This is a genomic window from Streptomyces sp. SID14515 (assembly GCF_010548505.1).
GTDB lineage: Bacteria > Actinomycetota > Actinomycetes > Streptomycetales > Streptomycetaceae > Streptomyces > Streptomyces caviscabies.
In genome coordinates this window covers 183,096-204,180 of the sequence record NZ_JAAGMH010000040.1, presented here as the reverse complement: position 1 = coordinate 204,180, position 21,085 = coordinate 183,096, and the positions used below count along the sequence as shown (strand labels likewise).

The 21,085-nt window shown below is 73.4% G+C and carries 7 protein-coding genes; all 7 read left to right on the top strand.

Going from position 1 to position 21,085, the window contains the following annotated elements; all coding sequences use genetic code 11:
- Positions 1 to 100 precede the first annotated feature (100 nt).
- The 7 genes from G3I54_RS08200 to G3I54_RS08170 are packed head-to-tail and all read left to right on the top strand — an operon-like array spanning position 101 to position 21,019.
- Positions 101 to 7,390 (top strand): amino acid adenylation domain-containing protein, encoded by a 7,290-nt coding sequence (locus tag G3I54_RS08200; protein ID WP_343240289.1) that lies wholly within the window; start codon positions 101 to 103, stop codon positions 7,388 to 7,390.
- Positions 7,387 to 8,664 (top strand): MFS transporter, encoded by a 1,278-nt coding sequence (locus G3I54_RS08195; protein ID WP_164612524.1) that lies wholly within the window; start codon positions 7,387 to 7,389, stop codon positions 8,662 to 8,664. Before G3I54_RS08200 ends, G3I54_RS08195 begins: the two co-directional genes overlap by 4 nt.
- A gap of 11 nt (positions 8,665 to 8,675) precedes the next feature.
- Positions 8,676 to 10,181, top strand: coding sequence for a lyase family protein (locus G3I54_RS08190; protein WP_343240288.1), 1,506 nt, complete (start codon positions 8,676 to 8,678; stop codon positions 10,179 to 10,181).
- The gene (locus G3I54_RS08185) at positions 10,150 to 11,136 is read left to right on the top strand and encodes a kinase (RefSeq protein ID WP_164612522.1); all 987 of its coding nucleotides are present in this window, start codon (positions 10,150 to 10,152) and stop codon (positions 11,134 to 11,136) included. The genes G3I54_RS08190 and G3I54_RS08185 overlap by 32 nt, the downstream gene beginning before the upstream one ends.
- Entirely contained in the window at positions 11,133 to 13,400 is a 2,268-nt protein-coding gene (locus tag G3I54_RS08180; protein WP_239144282.1) for a pyridoxal-phosphate dependent enzyme, read from the top strand. The genes G3I54_RS08185 and G3I54_RS08180 overlap by 4 nt, the downstream gene beginning before the upstream one ends.
- A gap of 52 nt (positions 13,401 to 13,452) precedes the next feature.
- Positions 13,453 to 14,499, top strand: a complete 1,047-nt coding sequence (ltaE, locus tag G3I54_RS08175; RefSeq protein ID WP_164612520.1) for a low-specificity L-threonine aldolase — start codon at positions 13,453 to 13,455, stop codon at positions 14,497 to 14,499.
- A gap of 1 nt (position 14,500) precedes the next feature.
- Entirely contained in the window at positions 14,501 to 21,019 is a 6,519-nt protein-coding gene (locus tag G3I54_RS08170) for a non-ribosomal peptide synthetase (protein ID WP_164612518.1), read from the top strand.
- Positions 21,020 to 21,085 lie beyond the last annotated feature (66 nt).

Sequence of the window (21,085 nt, the reverse complement as noted above, 5' to 3'; positions counted from 1 at the left end):
GCCGGCGCCGATCCGGAGCAGCGGGCCGGGCGGGACGAGTGAGTGGACGGGCGGCCGTGCGAGCCGCCGGGCATCGAAGGACATCGAGGATGGGGACGTCGTGACGACCGGACTGCCTGGAGCAGCCGAACCGGAATTCTATGAGTTCCGCGCTTCGCGGGCACAGCACCGCATGTACTTCCTGCAGCAGCTGGCCGGGGACGCGCCGACGTACCACCTGCCGCTCTTCCACCGGCTGGAGGGTGCGGTGGACAGCCGGGCCCTGCGCGGGGCCGCCGAGGCTCTCGTCCAGCGGCACGAGGCCCTGCGCACCACGTTCGCGGCCCGTGAGGGCGAGCTGTTCCAGCTGATCAGCCCCGACGCCGGCTTCGAGTGGCGGGAGTACGACGCCCGCGACGCCGAGGACCCGGAGGCCGCGGCCGAGGCCTGGACACGGGACGAGGCGGCCCGCCCGTTCGACCTGGCCGAGGGCCCGCTGTTCCGGGCCGGTCTGCTGCGCGTCGGCGACCGGGACGCGGTGCTGCTGCTCGGCATGCACCACATCGTCGCGGACGGCTGGTCGACGAAGATCCTGCTCCGCGAGTTCACCGCGACGTACACCGCCCTGGTGAACGGCGAGGACACGGCGGCACCCGAGGAGCCGGAGTTCCAGTACGCGGACTACTCCGCCTGGCAGGACGAGTGGCTGGAGAGCCCGCAGGCGAAGCGGCAGCGGGAGCACTGGGAGGCGGAGCTCGCGGGCGAACTGCCCGTCCTGCGGCTGCCCGTGACCCGTCCGCCGAGCACGGAAGCACCGGCCGGGAACGGCAGCGCCGCCACGCCGGTAGCGCGCGGCGCCGGAGCCGACCTCGTCTTTCCGCTGCCCTCGGCGGCCCGGCGGCTGCGCGAGCTGTGCGCCGACGCGAACGCCACGTTCTTCATGGGCCTGCTCGCCGCCTTCGACATCCTGCTGAGCCGCTACACCGGACGCGACGACATCGTCGTCGGCACCCCGATCGCCGGACGTCACCGCGACGAATTCGCCGACACGGTGGGGCTGTTCATCAACACCACGGTGTTCCGCGCCGATCTGTCGGCGGACCCGACGTTCCGCGAACTCCTCGGGCAGGTACGCGACCGGGTGCTGGCGGCCCAGGGACATCAGGACCTCCCCTTCGAGGAGCTGGTCCGGATGAAGAACCCGGACCGCGCCGCCGACGCCTCACCGCTCTTCCAGGTGATGTTCGGCATGAACGAGACCGGTGACGAGGAGCTGCGGCTGCCGGGGATCACCGCCCGGCCCGTGCCCGTGGACTCCGGCACCGCCAAGTTCGACCTGACCCTCGATGTGGCGGAGACCGCGGACGGCGGCGCTTCGGGCGTCTTCGAGTACCGCACGGACCTGTTCGACGACCGGATCGTCGGGGCGCTGGCCGAGCACTACGGGCGGCTGATCGAGGAGATCGTCACGCACCCGGACGCCCCGGTGTCCTCGCTGCGGATGCTGTCCGACGCGCAGTACGCGGAGCTGGCCCCGCCGCCGGCCCCCGGCCGCACCGACGCCCGCCCGGAGCCGGTCCACGAGCGCTTCGCCCGGTGGGCCGCCCGGACGCCCGACGCGGTGGCCCTGGTCGACGGCGACACCACGATTCGCTACGCGGAACTGGACGCCCGCGCGGACCGCCTCGCCCACCGGCTGCGCGCCCACGGCGTCGGACCGGGCACCCTGGTCGGCCTGAGCATGGAGCGGTCCGCCGCCCTGGTGACCGGGCTCCTCGCCGTCCTGAAGGCCGGCGGCGCCTACGTACCCCTGGACCCCGCCTATCCCGTGGAGCGGCTGCGCCACATGGTCGAGGACTCCGGGCTGCGCACGATCCTCACCGGGGGCGGGGTTCAGCGGTGGTGGGAGGGGTTCGACGGGGACGTCCTGGACGCCGAGGACACGGGCGCGGACACGGCCGAGGACGGTCCGACGGGTCCTCCGGCCGACGGTGCGGGCCCCGACGACCTCGCGTACGTCATCTACACCTCGGGGTCAACCGGCCGCCCCAAGGGCGTGCTGATCCCGCACCGCAACATCAGTCGGCTGTTCACCTCCACCGACCGCTGGTTCGGGTTCGGCGAGCAGGACGTGTGGACGCTGTTCCACAGCTACGCCTTCGACTTCTCGGTCTGGGAGCTGTGGGGAGCACTCGCCCACGGTGGCCGGCTCGTCATCGTGCCGTACGAGACGAGCCGCGAACCGGCCGCGTTCCTGCGGCTGTTGCGCGAGCAGCGGGTCACGGTGCTCAACCAGACGCCCTCCGCCTTCTACCAGCTGATCCGCGCCGAGGAAGCCGAGGAAGCCGGGAAGGGTCAGGGCGCGCCGGGCTCACCGGCGGGCGAACTCGCCCTGCGTCAGGTGATCTTCGGCGGTGAGGCGCTCGATCCGCACGCCCTGCGCGACTGGTTCGCCCGGCACGGCGACGTCACGCCCCGGCTGGTCAACATGTACGGCATCACCGAGACGACCGTGCACGTCACCTACCGCCCGATCACCCTGGAGGACCTGCGGGCCGGCGCCGGCAGCGTCATCGGCGAGCCCATCGACGACCTCCAGCTGTACGTCCTGGACCGGCACGGCTCGCCCGTGCCGCCCGGGGTGACGGGCGAGCTGTACGTCGGCGGGAGCGGCCTGGCCGACGGCTATCTCAACCGGCCCGAACTGACCGGCGAACGCTTCGTCCCCCACCCCTTCGCCCCCGCCGGCTCCGGCGAGCGGCTCTACCGCACCGGCGACCTGGCCCGCCGGCTGCCCGACGGCGACCTGGAGTACGGCGGCCGGATCGACTCGCAGATCCAGCTGCGCGGCTTCCGGGTGGAGCTGGGCGAGGTGGAGTCGGCCCTCACCGAGCACGAGGGCGTCCATGAGGCCGTCGTGGTGCTGCACACCGACACGGAAGGGCACGCCGCGCTCGCCGCGTACGTCACCGCGCGCGGCGCGGAGCCGGACCCCGAGGCCCTGCGCGGCCACGCGGCCCGCCGGCTCCCCGGCTACATGATCCCGTCCACCTTCACGGTGCTGCCGGAGTTCCCGCTCACCGCCAACGGCAAGGTGGACCGGGCGAAGCTCCCCGACCCGGCGGCCCGAACGGCCGACCGCGAGGCGGAGTTCACCGCACCGAGCACCCCGGCCGAGGAGACGCTGGCCTCGGTGTGGGCACGCGCCCTGGGCGTGGAGCGGGTGGGCGTGGACGACAACTACTTCGCGCTCGGAGGCGACTCCATCCGCTCCATCCGGTTGCTGTCGCTGGCGCGCGAGGCGGGGCTGGAGATCGGCTTCACCGATCTGATGACCCACCAGACCGTGCGCTCGCTCGCCGCCGTCGCCCGCACCCCCGAGGAGCCCGCCGACCGGCGTACGTACCGACCGTTCTCGCTGCTCCCGGCCGCCGACCGGGCGCGGGTGCCGGACGGCGTCACCGACGCGTACCCGATGACCCGGCTCCAGGGCGGGATGCTCTTCCACAGCGACCTGTCCGGCGCGGGCACGGAGTACCACAACGTCTCCACGTACCGCCTGGAGGCCGGTTTCTGCGAGCGGTCCTGGCGCGACACGGTCGCCGGCCTGCTGCGGCGGCACGAGATCCTGCGGACCTCCTTCGACCTGAGCCGCTTCGACGAGCCGATGCAGCTGGTGTGGGAGCGGGTGCCGCTGCCGCTGACGTTCGAGGATCTGCGCGGGCTGACCGCGGCGGAGCTGGACGCGGCGGCGGACCGCAGGTTCGAGCGGGAGCGTGCCGCGCCGTTCGACCCGCTGACGGCGCCCCTGATCCGCTTCCATGTGCAGCGCCGCACGGACGACACCCTCCAGCTGTTCATCAGCGAGCACCACGCGATCCTCGACGGCTGGAGCGAGCGCTCCCTCTTCGCCGAACTGCTCCTCGGCTACGGCCGGGGGCTCGCCGGCGCCGCACCGGAGACCGCGCCCCCGCCGGCCGCCCGCTTCGCCTCCTACGTACGCCTGGAGCGCGAGGCGACCGCCGACGAGGAGAGCCGCCGCTTCTGGGCGGACCGGCTCGCCGGTTCGACGCTCACCCGGCTGCCCGGCACCCCCGCCGCCGCCCGGGAGTCGGCCCGTCCGGTCATGGAGATCGACGAGCGGCCGGTGCCCGATGCGGTGCACCGGGGCCTCACCGCGCTCGCCCGCGACCTCGGGGTTCCGTTGCGGACCGTGCTGCTCGCCGCGCATCTGCGTGTGCTGTCGCTGCTGACCGGGACCGACGACGTCGTCACCGGCGCGGTCCTGGGCGGGCGCAGCGAGGAGCGCGACGGCGATCTGGCCCTCGGCGTCTTCCTCAACACGCTGCCCGTCCGCGCCCGGCTGACCGGCGGCACCTGGGCCGACCTGGTGCGGGACACCGCGGAACTGGATCTGGCGATCCAGCGGCACCGCAGGTTCCCGCTCGCCGAGATCGTGCGGGAGGCCGGGACGTCCGAGCTCTTCGAGGCGTTCTTCAACTACACCCACTTCCACGTCGAGGCGTCGGTCTCGGCGGTGCCGGAAGGGTCCGAGGCGCCCGGCGGGTCGCCGGTGCGGGTGCTCGACGAGCGCGGGATCGCGCACACCAACTTCCCCTTCGGCGCCGAGTTCTTCCGCGACGGCACCGACGGCGCGCTCGGGCTCGGGCTGCGCCACGACGCCACCCGCTTCGACGCGGAGAGCGTCGAGCGGGCGCACGGCTACTACGCCGCCGCGCTCGCCGCGCTGGCCACCGACCCGGAGGCCCGCTACGAGAGCGCCGATCTGCTCTCCCCGGCGGAGCACCGCGCCCTGGCGGAGGCGAACGCCACCGCCGAGGTGTTCGACCGCCCCCATGTGCTGCACACCCTGGTCGAGGAGCAGGTCCGGCGCACGCCGGACGCCCCGGCCGTGCGGTACGACGGTCACACCCTCAGCTACCGCGAACTGGACGAGCGGGCAGACCTGTTGGCGGCCCGGCTGCGGGCGCGGGGCGCGGGTCCGGGTCGCTTCGTGGCGGTCCTGGTGGAGCGCTGCCTGGAGCTTCCCGTGCTGCTGCTCGCGGTGCTGAAGTCCGGCGCCGCCTACGTCCCGCTCGACCCGGACCACCCCGAGCAGCGCCTGCGCGGCATCCTGGACGACGCGGGCATCTCCCTGGTGATCTCGGCGGCCCCCTGGGACGCGAAGATCACCGGGCCCGGCGTCGAGGTCGTACGGCCCGGCGACACCGGGACCACGGCCCCCGGCGAGAAGACCTGCGCCGCCTCCGGGCCCGCCGACCCCGCGTACATGATCTTCACCTCGGGCTCGACCGGGAAGCCCAAGGGCGTGGTGGTCTCTCACCGGGCGATCGCCAACCGGCTCCTGTGGATGCAGCGCGCGTACGGCCTGCGGCCGGGCGAACCGGTGCTGCACAAGACGCCCACCACGTTCGACGTATCGGTCTGGGAGCTGTTCTGGCCCCTGCTAGCGGGCGGCGTCCTCGTCGTCGCGAAGCCCGGCGGGCACCGCGATCCGGCGTACCTCGCGGCGCTGATCGAGGCGGAGTCCGTCACCACGGCGCACTTCGTGCCCTCCATGCTCCAGGCGTTCGTGGAGGACCCGGCCACGGCCGGGTGCACGGGTCTGACCCGGGTCGTCTGCAGCGGCGAGGCCCTCCCGTACGACCTCCAGGAACGGTTCCTGGCCCGGTTCTCCGCCGAGCTGCACAATCTGTACGGGCCGACCGAGGCGGCCGTCGACGTCACCCACTGGACGTGCGTCGACGACGGCTCCGGCGTCGTGCCCATCGGCCGGCCGGTCGCCAACACCGAACTGCACGTCCTGGACCGGCACGGGCTGCCCGTCCCGCAGGGCGTGACCGGCGAGCTGTATCTCGGCGGCGTCCAGCTCGCCGACGGCTACCACCGGCGGCCCGATCTGACCGGGGCGAGCTTCGTCCGGCACACCGACGGCCGAGGAGTGACCCGGCGGCTCTACCGCACCGGCGACCTCGTCCGGCGGCTGCCCGGCGGCGCGCTGGAGTACCGCGGCCGGACCGACGCGCAGATCAAGCTGCGCGGCTTCCGTATCGAGCTCGGCGAGATCGAGGCCGTCCTCTCGGCCCACCCGTCGGTGGCGGAGTGCGCGGTGCTGCTGCGCGAGGACCGGCTGGCCGCCTACTACGTGCCGGCTCCCGGCGCCGCCCCCGAACCGGCCTCGCTCGCCGCCCATCTGGCGACCGCCCTGCCCGCCTACATGGTGCCCACCGCCTGGTCCCCGCTGGCCGCGATGCCGCTGACGCACAGCGGCAAGCTGGACCGCAAGCGGCTGCCCGACCCGGCCGCGGCCCCGGCCGGGGCCGCTCCCGCCGCGCCGCCGCGCGACGCCCGGGAGAGGCGGCTGCTGGAGATCTGGGCCGAGCTGCTGGGGCGGAGCGGGCTCGGGATCCACGACGACTTCTTCGAGGCGGGCGGCCACTCCCTGCTGGCCCTGCGCCTGATCTCCCGGATCAACGCGGCGTACGGCACCGCTCTCGGCGTCTCGGCCGTCCTGGCGAACCCGACGGTCGCCCGGCAGGCCGCCCTGCTGCGCGACGGGCGCGGTACGGACGGCCGCCCCGGCGCGGCCGTGCCCCTCGCGGGCGGCGGCGGGCGGCCCCCGCTGTTCCTCGTCCACCCGGTCGGCGGAGGCGTCCTGTGCTACCGGGAGGCCGCCGCCGTACTCGGGACCGGCCGGCCCGTCCACGGTCTGCCCGCCCCCGGACTGACCCCGGGAACACCGCCGGCGGCGAGCGTGCGGGAGCTGGCCGACCTCGGGCTGCGAGCCGTCCGTGAGGTCCAGCCGGCCGGCCCCTACCGGCTCGGCGGCTGGTCGTTCGGCGGTCTGGTGGCGTACGAGATGGCCCACACGCTCACCGAACAGGGCGAGGACGTCGCGCTGCTGGCCCTGCTGGACACCGGTTTCCCCGGTACGGGCGGCGCCCCCGACACCCTGCTCGCCGACTTCGCCGAAGACCTCCTCAGGTCCGCCGGACTCGGTATGCCGGAGCCGCTGGCCGCGTCCCTGGCCGCCGCACAGGCCGCCGGGCGCGAGGAGGACGGGCTGCGGGCCGTCCGGGACGAGCTGATCCGGCAGGACGCGGGAGCCGGGCTCACCCCCGGTGAACTCGCCCGCCACTACGCGGTGTTCCGGGCGAACACGCTCGCCGCCGCGGCCTACCGGCCCCCCGCCCACCGGGGAGCCGTGCACTTCTACCAGAGCACGGACGGGGCGCGGCTCGGCTCCGCGCGGGCCTGGGCGCAAGCGGTCCGAGGACCACTCGTCGTGCGTGAACTCGACACCGACCACTACGGGATCGTGCGCGGCGCGCACATCCGGGAGACGGCGAAGGACATGGAAAAGATCATGGGCGAAGGGCTGGACCGGTGACGGAGAAGAAATCGAGTCTGTGGCGGCATGCGGACTTCCGGAACCTGTGGCTCGGGCTGACCGCCTCGCTGTTCGGATCCAAGGTCACCGCCGTGGCGGTCCCGCTGATCGCGGCCGTCTCCCTCTCGGCGACCCCGTTCGAGATGGGTGTCCTGGTCGCGTCGGAGACGCTGCCGTACCTCTTCATCAGCCTGTTCGTCGGCGTCTGGCTGGACCGCAGTCCCAAGCGGCCCATCCTCATCCTGACCGACGTGCTGCGCGCGGTGCTGCTGCTGATCATTCCGGCGGCCTGGGCGGGTGACTTCCTCACCTTCCCGCTGCTGCTCATCGTGTCCCTGCTGATCGGCGCCTGCACCGTGGTGTCCGACATCGGCAGCTCCTCCTATCTGCCGCTGCTCATCGACCGCAGGCATCTGGTCGACGGCAACAGCAAGCTCGAACTGAGCAGCTCCGCATCGGACATCGGCGGAAACGCCGTCGGCGGGGCGCTGCTCCAGATCATCTCCGCCCCGTTCGCGGTGATCATCAACGCGGTGACGTACCTCGTATCGGCGGTCTTCACCGGCCTCATCACCCACCGGGAGGAGAAGCCGGCCCCGGTCGTGTCCGAGGAGGGGCCCGCACCGCGGAGCATCTGGCGGGACATCGTCGAGGGCGCGGAGCCGATCCTGCGGAACCGGGTGATCCGCACCCTGGTCACCGCGACCCTGCTGTTCAACCTGTTCACCCTGGTCATCGAGCCGGTGTTCCTGATCTTCATCACCCGGACCCTGGGGCTCGAACCCTTCTACATCGGCCTGGTCTTCGCCTCGTCCGGGGCGGGCGCCCTGGTCGGCGCGCTCATCGCGGAGCGGGCGAGCAACTGGCTGGGCGTCGGCCGCGCCATGGTCTTCTCGCTCGGCCTCGCGGGGGTCACGGCCCTGCTGATCCCGGTGGCCACCCTGCTGCCCAAGGTCGTCGCCGCGCTCCTGATCGTCGTCATGTACTTCATCGACGCCGCCATGGTGATCGTCTACAACGTCAACCAGCGCAGCCTGCGCACGGCGCTCACGCCCGACCGGCTGCTGGGCCGGATGAACGCCTCGATCCGCATGATCGTCATGGGCATCACGCCGGTCGGCGCCCTCGCCGGCGGCCTCCTCGGCGGCTGGATCGGCACCCAGCAGACGCTGCTGCTCGGCGCGGTCGGCGTCCTGCTCTCCGCGGTCGTCCTGCTCCTGTCCGACGTCCGATCGGTGCGGGTCATCCCCGAGCACCATCCCGAAACGGTCTGAGGGGCACCCCTGTGAACACACCGCACACCACCGCACTCACCGGCCGCATCGCGAGCGGCCCCAGCGCCCTGCTGCGCGAGGAGATCCTCGATCCGCAGTTCCGCTACGAGTCCGAGCACCTCCTGCCGTTCTACGTACGGATCGAGCGGGCGCTCGTCGCCGAGTACGCCCGCATGGAGCTCGTCACCCCCGCACAGGCGGCCGAGCTCGACGGCCTGCTGGCCGGCGCGACGAAGGACGTCCTCGCGGCCAACCGGCAGTCGACCATGTCCGACATCGCGTTCGCCCTCGAACGCCATGTGGAGTCCGGGCTCTCCGCCCCCGTCCCGGCCTGGCACGTCGACCGCAGCCGCAACGACCTCCAGGCCTGCGCCCAGCTGATGTTCGGGCGGGCCAGGCTCGTCGAGGCGGCGGAGCACCTGCTGGAGTTCGAGGCCGCCGCGCGGGCGCTGGCCGCCCGTACCGCCGACCGGCCGATGCCCGGCTACACCCACCACCAGGCCGCCCAGATCATCACGCCCGGCTTCCATCTGGCCGCGCTCTCCGAACACGTCCAGCACACCCTGCGCCGGCTGCTCGCCACCTACGAGGCGCTCGACGCGTGCCCGCTCGGCGCGGGCGCCATGTCGGGGCAGGAGCTGGCCTGGGACCGCGACCGGCTGGCCGCGCTCCTCGGCTTCGGACGGGTGCAGCCCAACGCGCTGACCTCCGTCGCCTCCCGCGCCTGGGCGCTCGAAATCACCGCGGAGTTCGGTGTGTTCGGGGTGACGCTGAGCCGCTTCGCCACGGATCTGCTCGCCTGGGGCAGCAGCGAGTACGGCTTCATCGACCTGCCCGACGAGCTGTGCGGCATCTCCTCGGCCATGCCGCAGAAGAAGAACTTCCCGGTCCTGGAGCGCATCCGCGGGCGCAGCGCCCATCTGTCCTCCTTCCACCTGGACGCGAGCCTCGGGCAGCGGAACACGCCGTACTCCAACACCGTGGAGGTGTCCAAGGAGGCCGGGGCGTACGTCAACCAGTCCTTCGAGACGCTGCGCAGCACCCTGCGGCTGTTCACCGAGGTCCTGCGCCATCTCGACTTCGACACCGACCGGATGGCCCGGGTGTGCGCCCGGGAGTTCCTCGGCGGCTTCTCGCTCGCCAACTCCCTCACGCTCGCCGAGCAGATCCCCTGGCGTCGCGCCCAGGTGATCGCCGGCCGGTATGTCGTGGCGGCCTCGGAGGCCGGGCTCGCCCCGGCCGACACCGACCCGGAGCTGCTGCGGGCGGCCGCCGAGACGGAGGGCCTGGTCCTGCGCGACCCGGCCGGGACGCTCGGCGACGCCTTCGACGTGGAGCAGGCGCTGCTCCGTATGAAGTCCTCCGGGTCAGCGCACCCGGAGGCGGTGGCCGCCGCGCTGCGCGCCCAGGGCGCGGAGCGCGAGCGGCTCGTCAAGGAATGGCAGGACAGGGCGGCGAACGCCCGGGGAACGGGGGAGAGCGCAGATGGAAGCGGAACCGCGCACGGTGCTGTCTGAGACGGACGGGGCGACACGGGGAACGGGCAGGGCCTTCGGGACCTTCGGGGAACTGCTGCAGGGGGTACTGCCGGGCAGCGACCGGCACTTCATGGTGACCTTCCCGGTCGCCGCGTGGAGCACGGCCTCCTTCCAGCACTTCCCCGACAGCAGCGGGCTGGTCGTCTGGCCCCCGCACAAGCGCAAGGCGCTGCGGATCGCCCGGCTCGCCCTCGCGGCGGCGGGCCACGGGGGCGGCGGCGTCCTGGAGCTGGACAGCGAACTGCCCGAGGGCAAGGGCATGGCCAGCTCGTCGGCGGACCTCGTGGCCACGGCGCGCGCCGTGGCGGCGGCGCTCGGCACCGAGTTCGACGCCGCGACGATCGAGTCGTTCCTGCGGGAGATCGAACCGACCGACGGCGTGATGTACGACGAGATCGTCGCCTACTACCACCGGGAGGCCGAGCTCCGTGAAGCCCTCGGCGCCCTGCCGCCCCTGGTGATCGTCGCGCACGACGAGGGCGGCCAGGTCGACACGATCGTGCACAACCGGGCGGCGAAACCGGCCGGGGAGGCCGAGAAGCGGGAATACGCGCGGCTGCTGGACCGGCTGTGCGACGCCGTCCGGGCGGGCGACCTCGCCACCGTGGGCCAGGTCGCCACCCGCAGCGCCCAGCTCAACGCCCGGCTGCGGCCGCGCCGCCGGCTGTCCGAGATGGAGCGCGTCAGCGCCGCGACGGGCGGGCTCGGTGTGGTGTGCGCGCACAGCGGCACCATGCTCGGCATCCTCTACGCCGCCGACGACCCGGCCCTCGACGTGAAGATGGCCGCCGCGCGCGCCGCCTGCGCCGAACTGCCCGGCGCCACCGCCGTACACCGCTCGCTCGGCACGGGCGACGCCTGGCACTCCGGCGCCCGCCGGGCCGTGCCCGTACCCGCTCGTTCTTCGCACACCGACCGTGCCTGGGGGGCATGAACATGATCTTCGACTCGATGAACGAAGCCGTCGGCCACACACCGCTGGTCCGCCTCGACCTGCCGGCCTCCGCGGGCACCGAGGTGTACGCCAAGCTGGAACTCGCGAACGCCTTCGGCATGAAGGACCGGGTGGCCAAGAACATCGTGGCCGAGGCCCGGCGGCTGGGCGTGCTCCGGCCGGGCGCCCCCGTCGTGGAGAGCTCATCGGGCACCATGGCGCTCGGCGTGGCCCTGGTCGGCCGCTCGCTCGGCCACCCGGTCCACATCGTCACCGACCCGCGGACCGACCCGACGACCATGGCGAAGCTGCTGGCGCTCGGCTGCGAGGTGCACGTCGTGCCCGCCATGACCGACGGCGGCTGGCAGGGCGCCCGCCTCACCCGTCTCGCCGAACTCATGCGCGAGATGCCGGACGCCTTCTGGCCGCAGCAGTACAGCAACCCCGACAACCCCGGGGCCTACCGGGCGCTCGCCGCCGAGATCCTCGACGACCTCGGCCCCATCGACATCCTGGTCGGCGCGGTCGGCAGCGGCGGCTCCCTCTGCGGCACCGCCCGCGCCCTGCGCAGGCACCTGCCCGGCCTCCGGGTCATCGGCGTCGACTCGGTCGGCAGCACCCTCTTCGACCAGCCCGACGTCCCGGGCCGCCGACAGAGCGGGCTCGGCAACAGCCTGCACCCCAACAACCTCGACCGGACCCAGATCGACGAGGTCCACTGGCTCAACGACCACGAGGCGTTCACCGCCACCCGCGCGCTCGCCCACGAGCAGCAGATCTTCGCGGGCAACACCTCCGGATCCGTCTACCGGCTGCTGCGCGACACCGCGCTGCGGGCCGCGCCCGGCACCCGGATCGCGGGCATCTTCCCCGACCGGGGCGACCGGTACACCACGACCGTCTACAGCGACGCCTACTGGCAGGAGCACCGGCTGGCGGACCTCCCGCTGTCCGAGGCCCCCGTCACCGTCGACTACGGCACCGAGGTGTACGCCTGGTCCCGCGCCGAGCTGAGCGGACGCCCGGAACGCCGCCGCCATCTGCTGTTCGTCGAGGCCAACACCAGCGGCACCGGGGTGCAGGCGCTGCGCACCGCCGCCGTCCTGGGCCTCACCGCCGTCCTGCTCACCTCGAAGCCGGAGCGCTACGCCGGGCTGGACGGCACCGGCTGCGAGATCATGGTCTGCGACACCAACGACCTGCCCGGCCTCCGCACACTGATCCAGGAGCACTTCCGCCGCGAGGAGATCGCCGGGATCACCACGACCAGCGACTTCTACGTGCCCACGGTCGCCGCGCTCGCCGACTGGCTGGGCCTGCCCGGCAACCCCGAGGACGCCACCGCCCGCTGCCGCAACAAGGCCGAGCTGCGGAAGTCCCTCGCGGCGGCCGGCGTCGGCCAGCCCGGCTTCGCCGTGGTGACGGACGAGGCGCAGACCGCCGGGGCGGTCGCGGCGGTGGGCCTGCCGTGCGTGGTCAAGCCCGCCGACGACTCCGGCTCCAACGACGTGCTCCTGTGCACCACGGTCGAGGAGGCCGTCGCCCACGCGGCCCGGGTGCTCGCCGTGCACACCAACGTACGAGGGCTGCCCACCGCGCGCACCGTGCTGGTCGAGGAGTATCTCGACGCCCCCGAGTACAGCGTGGAGATGTTCGGCGAGGACGGCGAGTCCACCTGTGTCGGCGTCACCGCCAAACACCTCACCGGCACACCCCACTTCGTCGAGTCCCGGCACCTCTTCCCGGCCGAACTGCCCGATTCCGTACGGGAGGAGCTGACCGAGACCGTCCGGCGGGCGCTCAAGGCCGTCGGCATCCGCTCCGGCCCCACGCACACCGAGGTCAAGCTCACCGGGCGCGGACCGGCGATCATCGAGATCAACCCGCGGCTGGCCGGGGGCATGATCCCCGAGCTGATCCGGCTGGCCACCGGCCGTGACCTCCTGGAGCAGCAGATCAGGGCCGCCGCCGCCCTCCCCGTCGACCTCGCCGCCGACCGGAGCGGCCACGCGGGCATCCAGTTCCTGCTGGCCGACCGCACCGGAACCCTGGAGACCGTGGCCGGCGCCGACGAGGCGCTGGCCCTGGACGGCGTCGAGCGGGTCACCGTGACCGCCCGCGAGGGCGCGGCCGTACGCCCGCCGCGGAACGCCTACGACCGGCTCGGCCACATCGTCGCCGCCGGAGCCGGCTCCGCCGAGGTGGCGGACGCCCTGGACGCGGCCCTGCGCACCGTCGACGTCCGGCTGCGCCCCGACGCCTGAGAGCCCGCGCTCCGACACCACCCACAGACCAGCAGCGAAGAGAGCACCGACGATGATTGAACTGCGCAGCGACACCTTCACCCTGCCCACCCCCGCCATGATGCGGGCGATGAACGAGGCCCGCCTCGGCGACGACGTGTACGGCGAGGACCCGACCGTCCTCGAACTGGAGGAGCGCGCCGCCGATCTGCTCGGCAAGCAGGCCGGTCTGCTGCTGCCCAGCGGCACCATGGCGAACCTCGTCTCGATCATGACGCACGCCCCGCGCGGCTCGAAGATGCTGGTCGGCGCGGAGAGCGACATCTACATCTACGAGGCGGCCGGGGCGACGGTCTGCGCCGGCGTCATGTACGAGCCGGTCCCCAACCAGAGCGACGGCCGGCTGCTCCTGTCCGATCTGCGGCGGGGTTTCCCCGACGACCCGGACGACGAGCAGTTCGCGCTGCCCTCGCTCATCTGCCTGGAGAACACCCAGAACCGGTGCGGCGGTGTGGTGCTGCCGCAGACCTATCTCAAGGAGGTGTGGGAGTTCGCGCACGAACGCGAGGTCGCGGTGCACCTCGACGGGGCGCGGATCTTCAACGCGTCCACCGCGCTGGGGCTGCCGGTCGCCGAGATAGCGCAGTACGCGGACTCCGTGCAGTTCTGCCTCTCGAAGGGGCTCGGCGCGCCGATCGGCTCGATGGTCGTCGGCACCGCCGAGTTCATCACGGAGGCCCGGCGGGCCCGCAAGATGCTCGGCGGCGGTATGCGGCAGGCGGGCCTGATCGCGGCGGCCGGGCTGGTGGCCCTGGACGATCTGCACCGGCTCCAGGACGACCACGCGAACGCGCTGCGGCTGGCCGAGGGGCTCGCCGGGATCGACGGCATCGAGGTCGACCCGGCCGCCGTCCAGACCAACATCGTCATGTTCAAGGTGACCGACCCCCGCTTCACCTGGCAGACCTTCGTCGAGGCCGTCGGTCTGCACGGGCTGGCGCTGGCGGAGCTCGGCCACGGCCGGCTGCGCGCCGTCACCCACTGCGGGGTCCGCGAAGCGGACATCGACCGGGCGCTGTCCATCGTGCGCCGGGTGCTCGCCGACGGACGGGAGCACTGACATGGCACCGCAGGACACCGGCATGGCACCGCACGCCACCGGCAAAGCACCGCGCGACACCGCCGAGAGCCTCCAGGCCGAGCTCCTGGGCATGCTCCTCACCTCCACGAAGGACGTCTTCTCGGACGGCGCGATCGGCCGGGTGGACCGCGAAGGACCGCTGCCCGCCTCCAGTGCCCAGCGCCAACTGTGGTTCCTGGACCGGCTGCACGGCGGCAACGCCGCCTACAACGTCCCGTTCGCCCTGCGCGTCGACGGCCCCCTCGACCTCGACGCCCTGCGCGGCGCACTCCAGGACCTGGTCGACCGGCACGAGATGCTGCGGTCCGTCCTCGGCGAGGAGGACGGCGGACCGGTGCTGCGGATCTCCCCCGCGCTCCCGCTCGACATCGCCTGCACCGACGTGCCGGGCGCCACGCCCGAGGCGGTGGAAGCGGAGATCCTGCGCCGGATGGCGGACGCGGCGCAGATCCCGTTCGACCTGACCGAGGGGCCGCTGCTGCGGGCCGCCGTGTTCCGGTCCGGCCCCGGCACAGGCCGCCACTACCTCTTCCTCAACTTCCACCACGTCGTCACCGACGGCTGGTCGGAGAGCCTGTTCTCGCGGGAGTTCTGGCAGTTCTACGAGGGCCGCGTCTCCGGCACGCCCGCCGCCCCGCCCGCCCTCGCGCTCGGTTACGCGGACTACGCCGGCTGGGAGCAGGAGTCGCTCGTGGGCGGCGACCTGCGCCGCCAGGTCGACCACTGGAAGACCGAACTCGCCGGCGAGCTGCCCGTCCTGCGGATCCCCGCCGACCGCCCCCGCCCGGCCCGGCCCACCTTCGAGGGCGGCACGCTCCTGGCCACGCTCCCGGACGACCTGGAGCGGCAGCTGAAGGTGGTGTGCCGACGCGACGGGGTCACCGCGTTCAGCGTGCTGCTCACCGCGTTCGACGTCCTGCTGCACCGCTACACCGGCGAGGAGGACATCATCGTCGGCGCGCCCGTCGCCAACCGGACCCGTAAGGAGTTCGAGGGCGTCGTCGGGTTCTTCGTGAACACGGTGGCGCTGCGCAACCAGGTGCCGGGCGGTGCGACGCTCGCCGAACTCCAGCGGCGCACGCACGAGAACCTGCTCTCCGCGCAGGCCAACCAGGAGGCGCCCTTCGGCCGGGTGGTGGAGGAGCTGGCCCCCGACCGCGACCCCGGCCTCAACCCGGTCTTCCAGGTCATGTGCAACTACCTCGACCTGCGCGAGGAGCCCCGCGCGCCCGGACTGGACGTGCGCTTCCTGGAGATCGAGGACCGCGTCACCCGCTTCGACCTCGAAGCGCACTTCGAGGCCGGACCCGAGTCCACCGTCTGCCGGTTCGTCTACAGCCGGGACCTCTACGACGAGGACCGCGTACGGCGGATGGCGGACCACTACCTCGCCGTGCTCCGCGCCCAGTTGACGACGCCCGAGGCCCGCATCGACGACATCGTCCTGCTCGCTCCCGAGGAGCACACGCGGGAGATCACCGGCCACAACGCCACCGAGGCTCCGGTCGCCGGGGCGACCCTGCCCGCCCTGGTCGAGGAGCAGGTCGCCCGGACGCCCGGCGCGCCGGCGGTGGTGTTCGAGGAGGAGACCCTCACCTACGCCGAGCTGAACGAGCGCGCCAACCGGCTCGCCCACACCCTGATCGCCCGGGGCGCGGGCCCGGAGCGGTCCGTCGCGCTGCTGGTGCCCCGCTCGCCGGAGATGATCGTGGCGCTGCTCGCCGTCTTCAAGAGCGGCGCCGCCTACGTCCCGGTGGACCCGGACTACCCCCGCGACCGCGTCGCCTACCTCCTCGGCGACGCCGCCCCGGCGCTGACGATCGCCCACTCCCGGACCGCCGGCCTGGTGCCGGAGGGCGCCGAGCGGCTGCTGCTGGACGACCCCGCGCTGATCGCGGAGACCGCCGCCCGCCCGGCCACCGACCCCACGGACGCCGAGCGCACCGCCCCGCTCACCGCCCTGAACACGGCGTACGTCATCTACACCTCCGGCTCCACCGGCCGCCCCAAGGGCGTCCTGATGCCGGCCGCCGGGCCCCGCAACCTGATCCTGTGGCAGCGGGACACCATGGCGGGCATGACCGGCGTCAGGACGGCCCAGTTCACCGCGGTCGGCTTCGACGTCTCCGTACAGGAGATCCTCTCCACGCTCATCTCCGGCAAGACGCTCGTGGTGCCCACCGAGGACACCCGGCGCAGCGCCGAACAGCTCGCCCGCTGGCTGGACCGCCATCAGGTCAACGAGCTGTACGCGCCCGCCCCGGTCATCGACGCGGTGTACGAGGCCGCCGAGGAGCTCGGGCTCGCGCTGACCTCGCTCACCGACGTCCAGCAGGCCGGTGAGGCGCTCACCCTCGACGACCGCACCCGCGCCCACCACACGGGCAACGGCCGACGGCTGCACAATCTGTACGGCCCCGCCGAGGCGCACGGGGCGACCGTCCACTCGCTGCCCGCCGACCCCGCCCACTGGCCCGTGGCGGCCCCGATCGGCCGGCCCGTCGCCAACACCCGGGTCTACGTCCTCGACGGACGGCTGCGGCCGGTGCCCGCCGGTGTCGTGGGCGAGCTGTACATCGGCGGCGAGGGCGTCGCCCGCGGCTACGCGGACCGCCCCGGCCTCACCGCCGAACGCTTCGTCGCCGACCCCCACGGGCCGGCCGGCTCCCGGATGTACCGGTCCGGCGACCTCGCCCGGCGGCTGCCCGACGGCACCCTGGAGTTCCAGGGCCGGGCCGACCACCAGGTCAAGATCCGCGGCATCCGCGTGGAGCCGGGCGAGATCGAGTCGGTGCTCGCCAAGCACCCCTCGGTGGCCCAGGTCGCGGTGCTCGCCCGGGACGAGGGGCCCGAGGGGAAGCACCTGGTCGCCTACGTCGTACCGGACGCGGGCAGCAGCCCTGATACCGGTGAACTGCGCCGCCACGCCGAGGAGTTCCTGCTCTCCGCGATGGTGCCGAGCGCCTTCGTCGTCCTGGACGCCTTCCCGCTCTCGCCCAACGGCAAGCTGGACCGCCGCGCCCTGCCCGCCCCCTCCTTCACCCCGGAGGCGGCGGGCCGGGCGCCCGGGAGCCGCCGGGAGGAGGAGCTGTGCGCCCTCTTCGGCGAGGTGCTCGGCCGACCGTGGCACGACGTCGACGCCAACTTCTTCTCCGGCGGCGGCCATTCGCTGCTCGCCACCCGGCTGATCAGCCGGATCCGCTCGGAGCTCGACATCGAACTCCCCATCCGGGCGGTCTTCGAGACGCCGACGGTGGCGGCCCTCGCCCGGGCCCTCGACGCGGCCGGCAGCGCGCGCCGGCCGCTGGTCCGCGCGGAGCGCCCGGACGTCGTACCGCTGTCGTCCGCCCAGCAACGCCTGTGGTTCCTCAACCGGTTCGAGGACCAGCGGGCCGCGTACAACATGCCCTCCGCGCTGCGGCTCACCGGCCCGCTCGACCACGCGGCCCTGGAAGCGGCGCTCGGCGACCTCGTCGCCCGGCACGAGACGCTGCGCACGGTCTTCCCCGACTCGGCCGACGGCCCCCGCCAGCAGCTCCTGGACCCGGCGGAGGCACGCCCCCGGCTCGTCGTCACCGAGACCGGCGACGACGAGGTGGCGGCCGCCGCCTCCCGGGCCGCGGGCGAGGGCTTCGACGTCACGGTCGACCCGCCGGTCCGCGCCCATCTCTTCGTCACCGGTCCGGACACCCATGTCTTCCTGCTGGTGATCCACCACATCGCCGGTGACGGCTGGTCCATGGGCCCGCTGTGGCGGGACCTGGCCGCCGCCTACCGCGCCCGGACCCGGGGCGCGGCGCCCGACCTCCCGCCGCTTCCCGTGCAGTACCCCGACTACACCCTCTGGCAGCGGGACCTCCTCGGCAGCGAGGACGACCCACACAGCACGGTCGCCCGCCAGCTCGCTTTCTGGCGCACGGCGCTCGACGGCGCACCGGAGGAGACCGTGCTGCCCGTGGACCGGCCGCGTCCGGCGGCGGCGAGCAACAAGGGCGGCACGGTGCCGTTCCGGATCCCGGCACCGCTGCACCGGCGGCTCCTGGAACGCGTGGAGGAGACCGACACCAGCCTCTTCATGGTGCTCCAGACCGGCCTGGCCACCCTGCTGACCCGGCTCGGCGGCGGCACGGACATCGTGATCGGCAGCCCGATCGCGGGCCGCACCGACGAGGCGCTCGACGAGCTGGTGGGCTTCTTCGTGAACACGCTGGCACTGCGCACGGACACCTCCGGCGACCCCACGCTGCGGGAGCTGCTGGGCCGGGTACGGGCCACCGATCTCGCCGCGTACGAGAACCAGGACATCCCCTTCGAGCGGCTGGTCGAGGCGCTCAACCCGGTCCGCTCCATGACCCGCCACCCGCTGTTCCAGGTGATGCTCACCCTGCACAACGACACCGAGGACCTGCTCGACCTGCCGGGCGTACGGGCCGAGCCGGTCCCGCTCGACCTGGACTCGGCCGTGTTCGACCTGCACGTCGACCTCACCGAGAGCCACACCCCGGACGGCGCCCCCGACGGTCTGGACTGCTACGTCGAGTACAGCGTGGACCTGTTCGAGGAGGCCAGCGCGCAGGACTTCGGCGACCGGCTCGTCCGGATCCTGGCGGCCTTCGCCGACGACCCCGGCCGCCGTCTGGCCGCCGTCGACCTGCTGGCCCCCGAGGAGCGCGACGACCTGCTCGTCACGCGGAACTCCCGGACCTGCCCGGTCGCCCCGGCCACCCTCGTCGAGCTGTTCGAGGAGCGGGTGGCGCGCGCCCCGGAGGCCCCCGCCCTGATCTGGGCCGGCCGGACGATCTCCTACGGGGAGCTGAACGCCCGCGCCAACCGGGTGGCGCACCATCTGATCGCGGCCGGCGCGGGCCCCGAGGACCTGGTCGCGCTGGTGCTGCCGCGCTCGGCGGACATGGTGACCGCCATGCTCGGCGTGCTGAAGTCCGGCGCCGCCTACATGCCGATCGACCCCGCCGCGCCCGCCGCCCGGACCGCCGCCACGCTGGAGAACGCCGCGCCGGTGGCCGTGTTCACCGTCGAGTCGGTCGCCGCCCTGGTGGACACCCCGGGCAAGGAGTCGAATCCGGCCGACGCGGACCGGGTGCGCCCGCTGACCCGGCGCCATGCGGCGTACGCGGTGCACACCTCGGGATCCACCGGGCTGCCCAAGGGCGTCCTGGTGGAGCACCACGCGGTGGTGAGCTTCTTCCACGCGCTCACCCGCCGGTACGAGGTGACCGACGCCGACACGCTCCTGCACTTCGCGGCGCCCACCTTCGACGTGCACGCCCAGGACGTCTACTGCTCGCTGCTCTCCGGCGCCGCCCTGGTGGTGGCCTCCGACGAGGAGCGCCGCGACCCGGAGGTGCTCACGGAGCTGATGCGCTCCACGGGCGTCACCGTGGCGGAGTTCCCGCCGGCGATGCTGCCGCTGCTCGATCCGGAGCGGCTGCCGGGACTGCGTCTGGTCTCGGTCGGCGGGGAGGCCTACGCCGGCTCCCTCGTCCCGCAGTGGACCGCCGGAGGACGCACGTTCTTCAACGGCTACGGCCCGGCCGAGAGCACGGTCGCGGTCACCGTGATGGACTGCGTCGACGTCCACGACCGTACGCCGATCGGGCGGCCGATCGAGAACGTCCAGGTGTACGTGCTCGACGCCCGGCTCCAGCCGGTTCCCCCGGGCGTGACCGGCGAACTGTATCTGGCCGGGGCGCAGTTGGCGCGCGGCTATCTGGGCCGCCCGGGGCTGACCGCCGAACGGTTCGTGGCCGACCCGTTCGGTCCGCCCGGCTCGCGCATGTACCGCACGGGCGACCTGGCGCGCTGGCGGCGGGACGCGATGCTGGAGTTCCACGGCAGGACGGACGACCAGGTGAAGATCCGGGGCTTCCGGATCGAGCTGGGCGATATCGAGGCGGCGCTCTCGGCGCACCCGGCGGTCGACCAGGCCCGGGTCCTGCCCGTCGACATCCCGTCCGTGGGACGGCAGTTGATCGCCTTCGTGGTCCCGGAGGCCGGGGCGCCCGCGCCCGACGAGGCGCAGTTGCGCGGCTGTGCCGAGGCGGCCCTGCCGGACTACATGGTGCCCTCCGCGTACCGCGTGCTCGACGCGCTGCCGCTGACGACGAACGGGAAGGTGGACAAGAGGGCCCTGCTCGCCCTCGGGGTACGCCCGACCCGTCTCGCGTACGCGGCACCCGCCACGGACACCGAACGCGGGGTCGCGGAGATCTGGGCGGAGCTCCTCGGGCTGGCCCGGGTCGGCCGCCAGGAGAGCTTCTTCGCGCTGGGCGGGCATTCGCTCCTGGCGATCCAGGCCCTGACCCGGATCCGCGCCCGGTTCGGCGTACCGCTGACCGTCCAGGAGTTCTTCCAGGCTCCGACGGTCGCCGGGCTCGCCGCCGTCGTCGACACGGCCGGCACACCGGACGCAGCCGCAGCCGCTGCGGCCGAGGACGACGGTCCGCGCATCGTCCGCCGCAGCCGCACCCTGCGCCGCTAGAGCGCACGCCTCTCACCAGCACCACGGGCGGCGGAGAGCCCAGCGCCTCCGCCGCCCTTTTACACC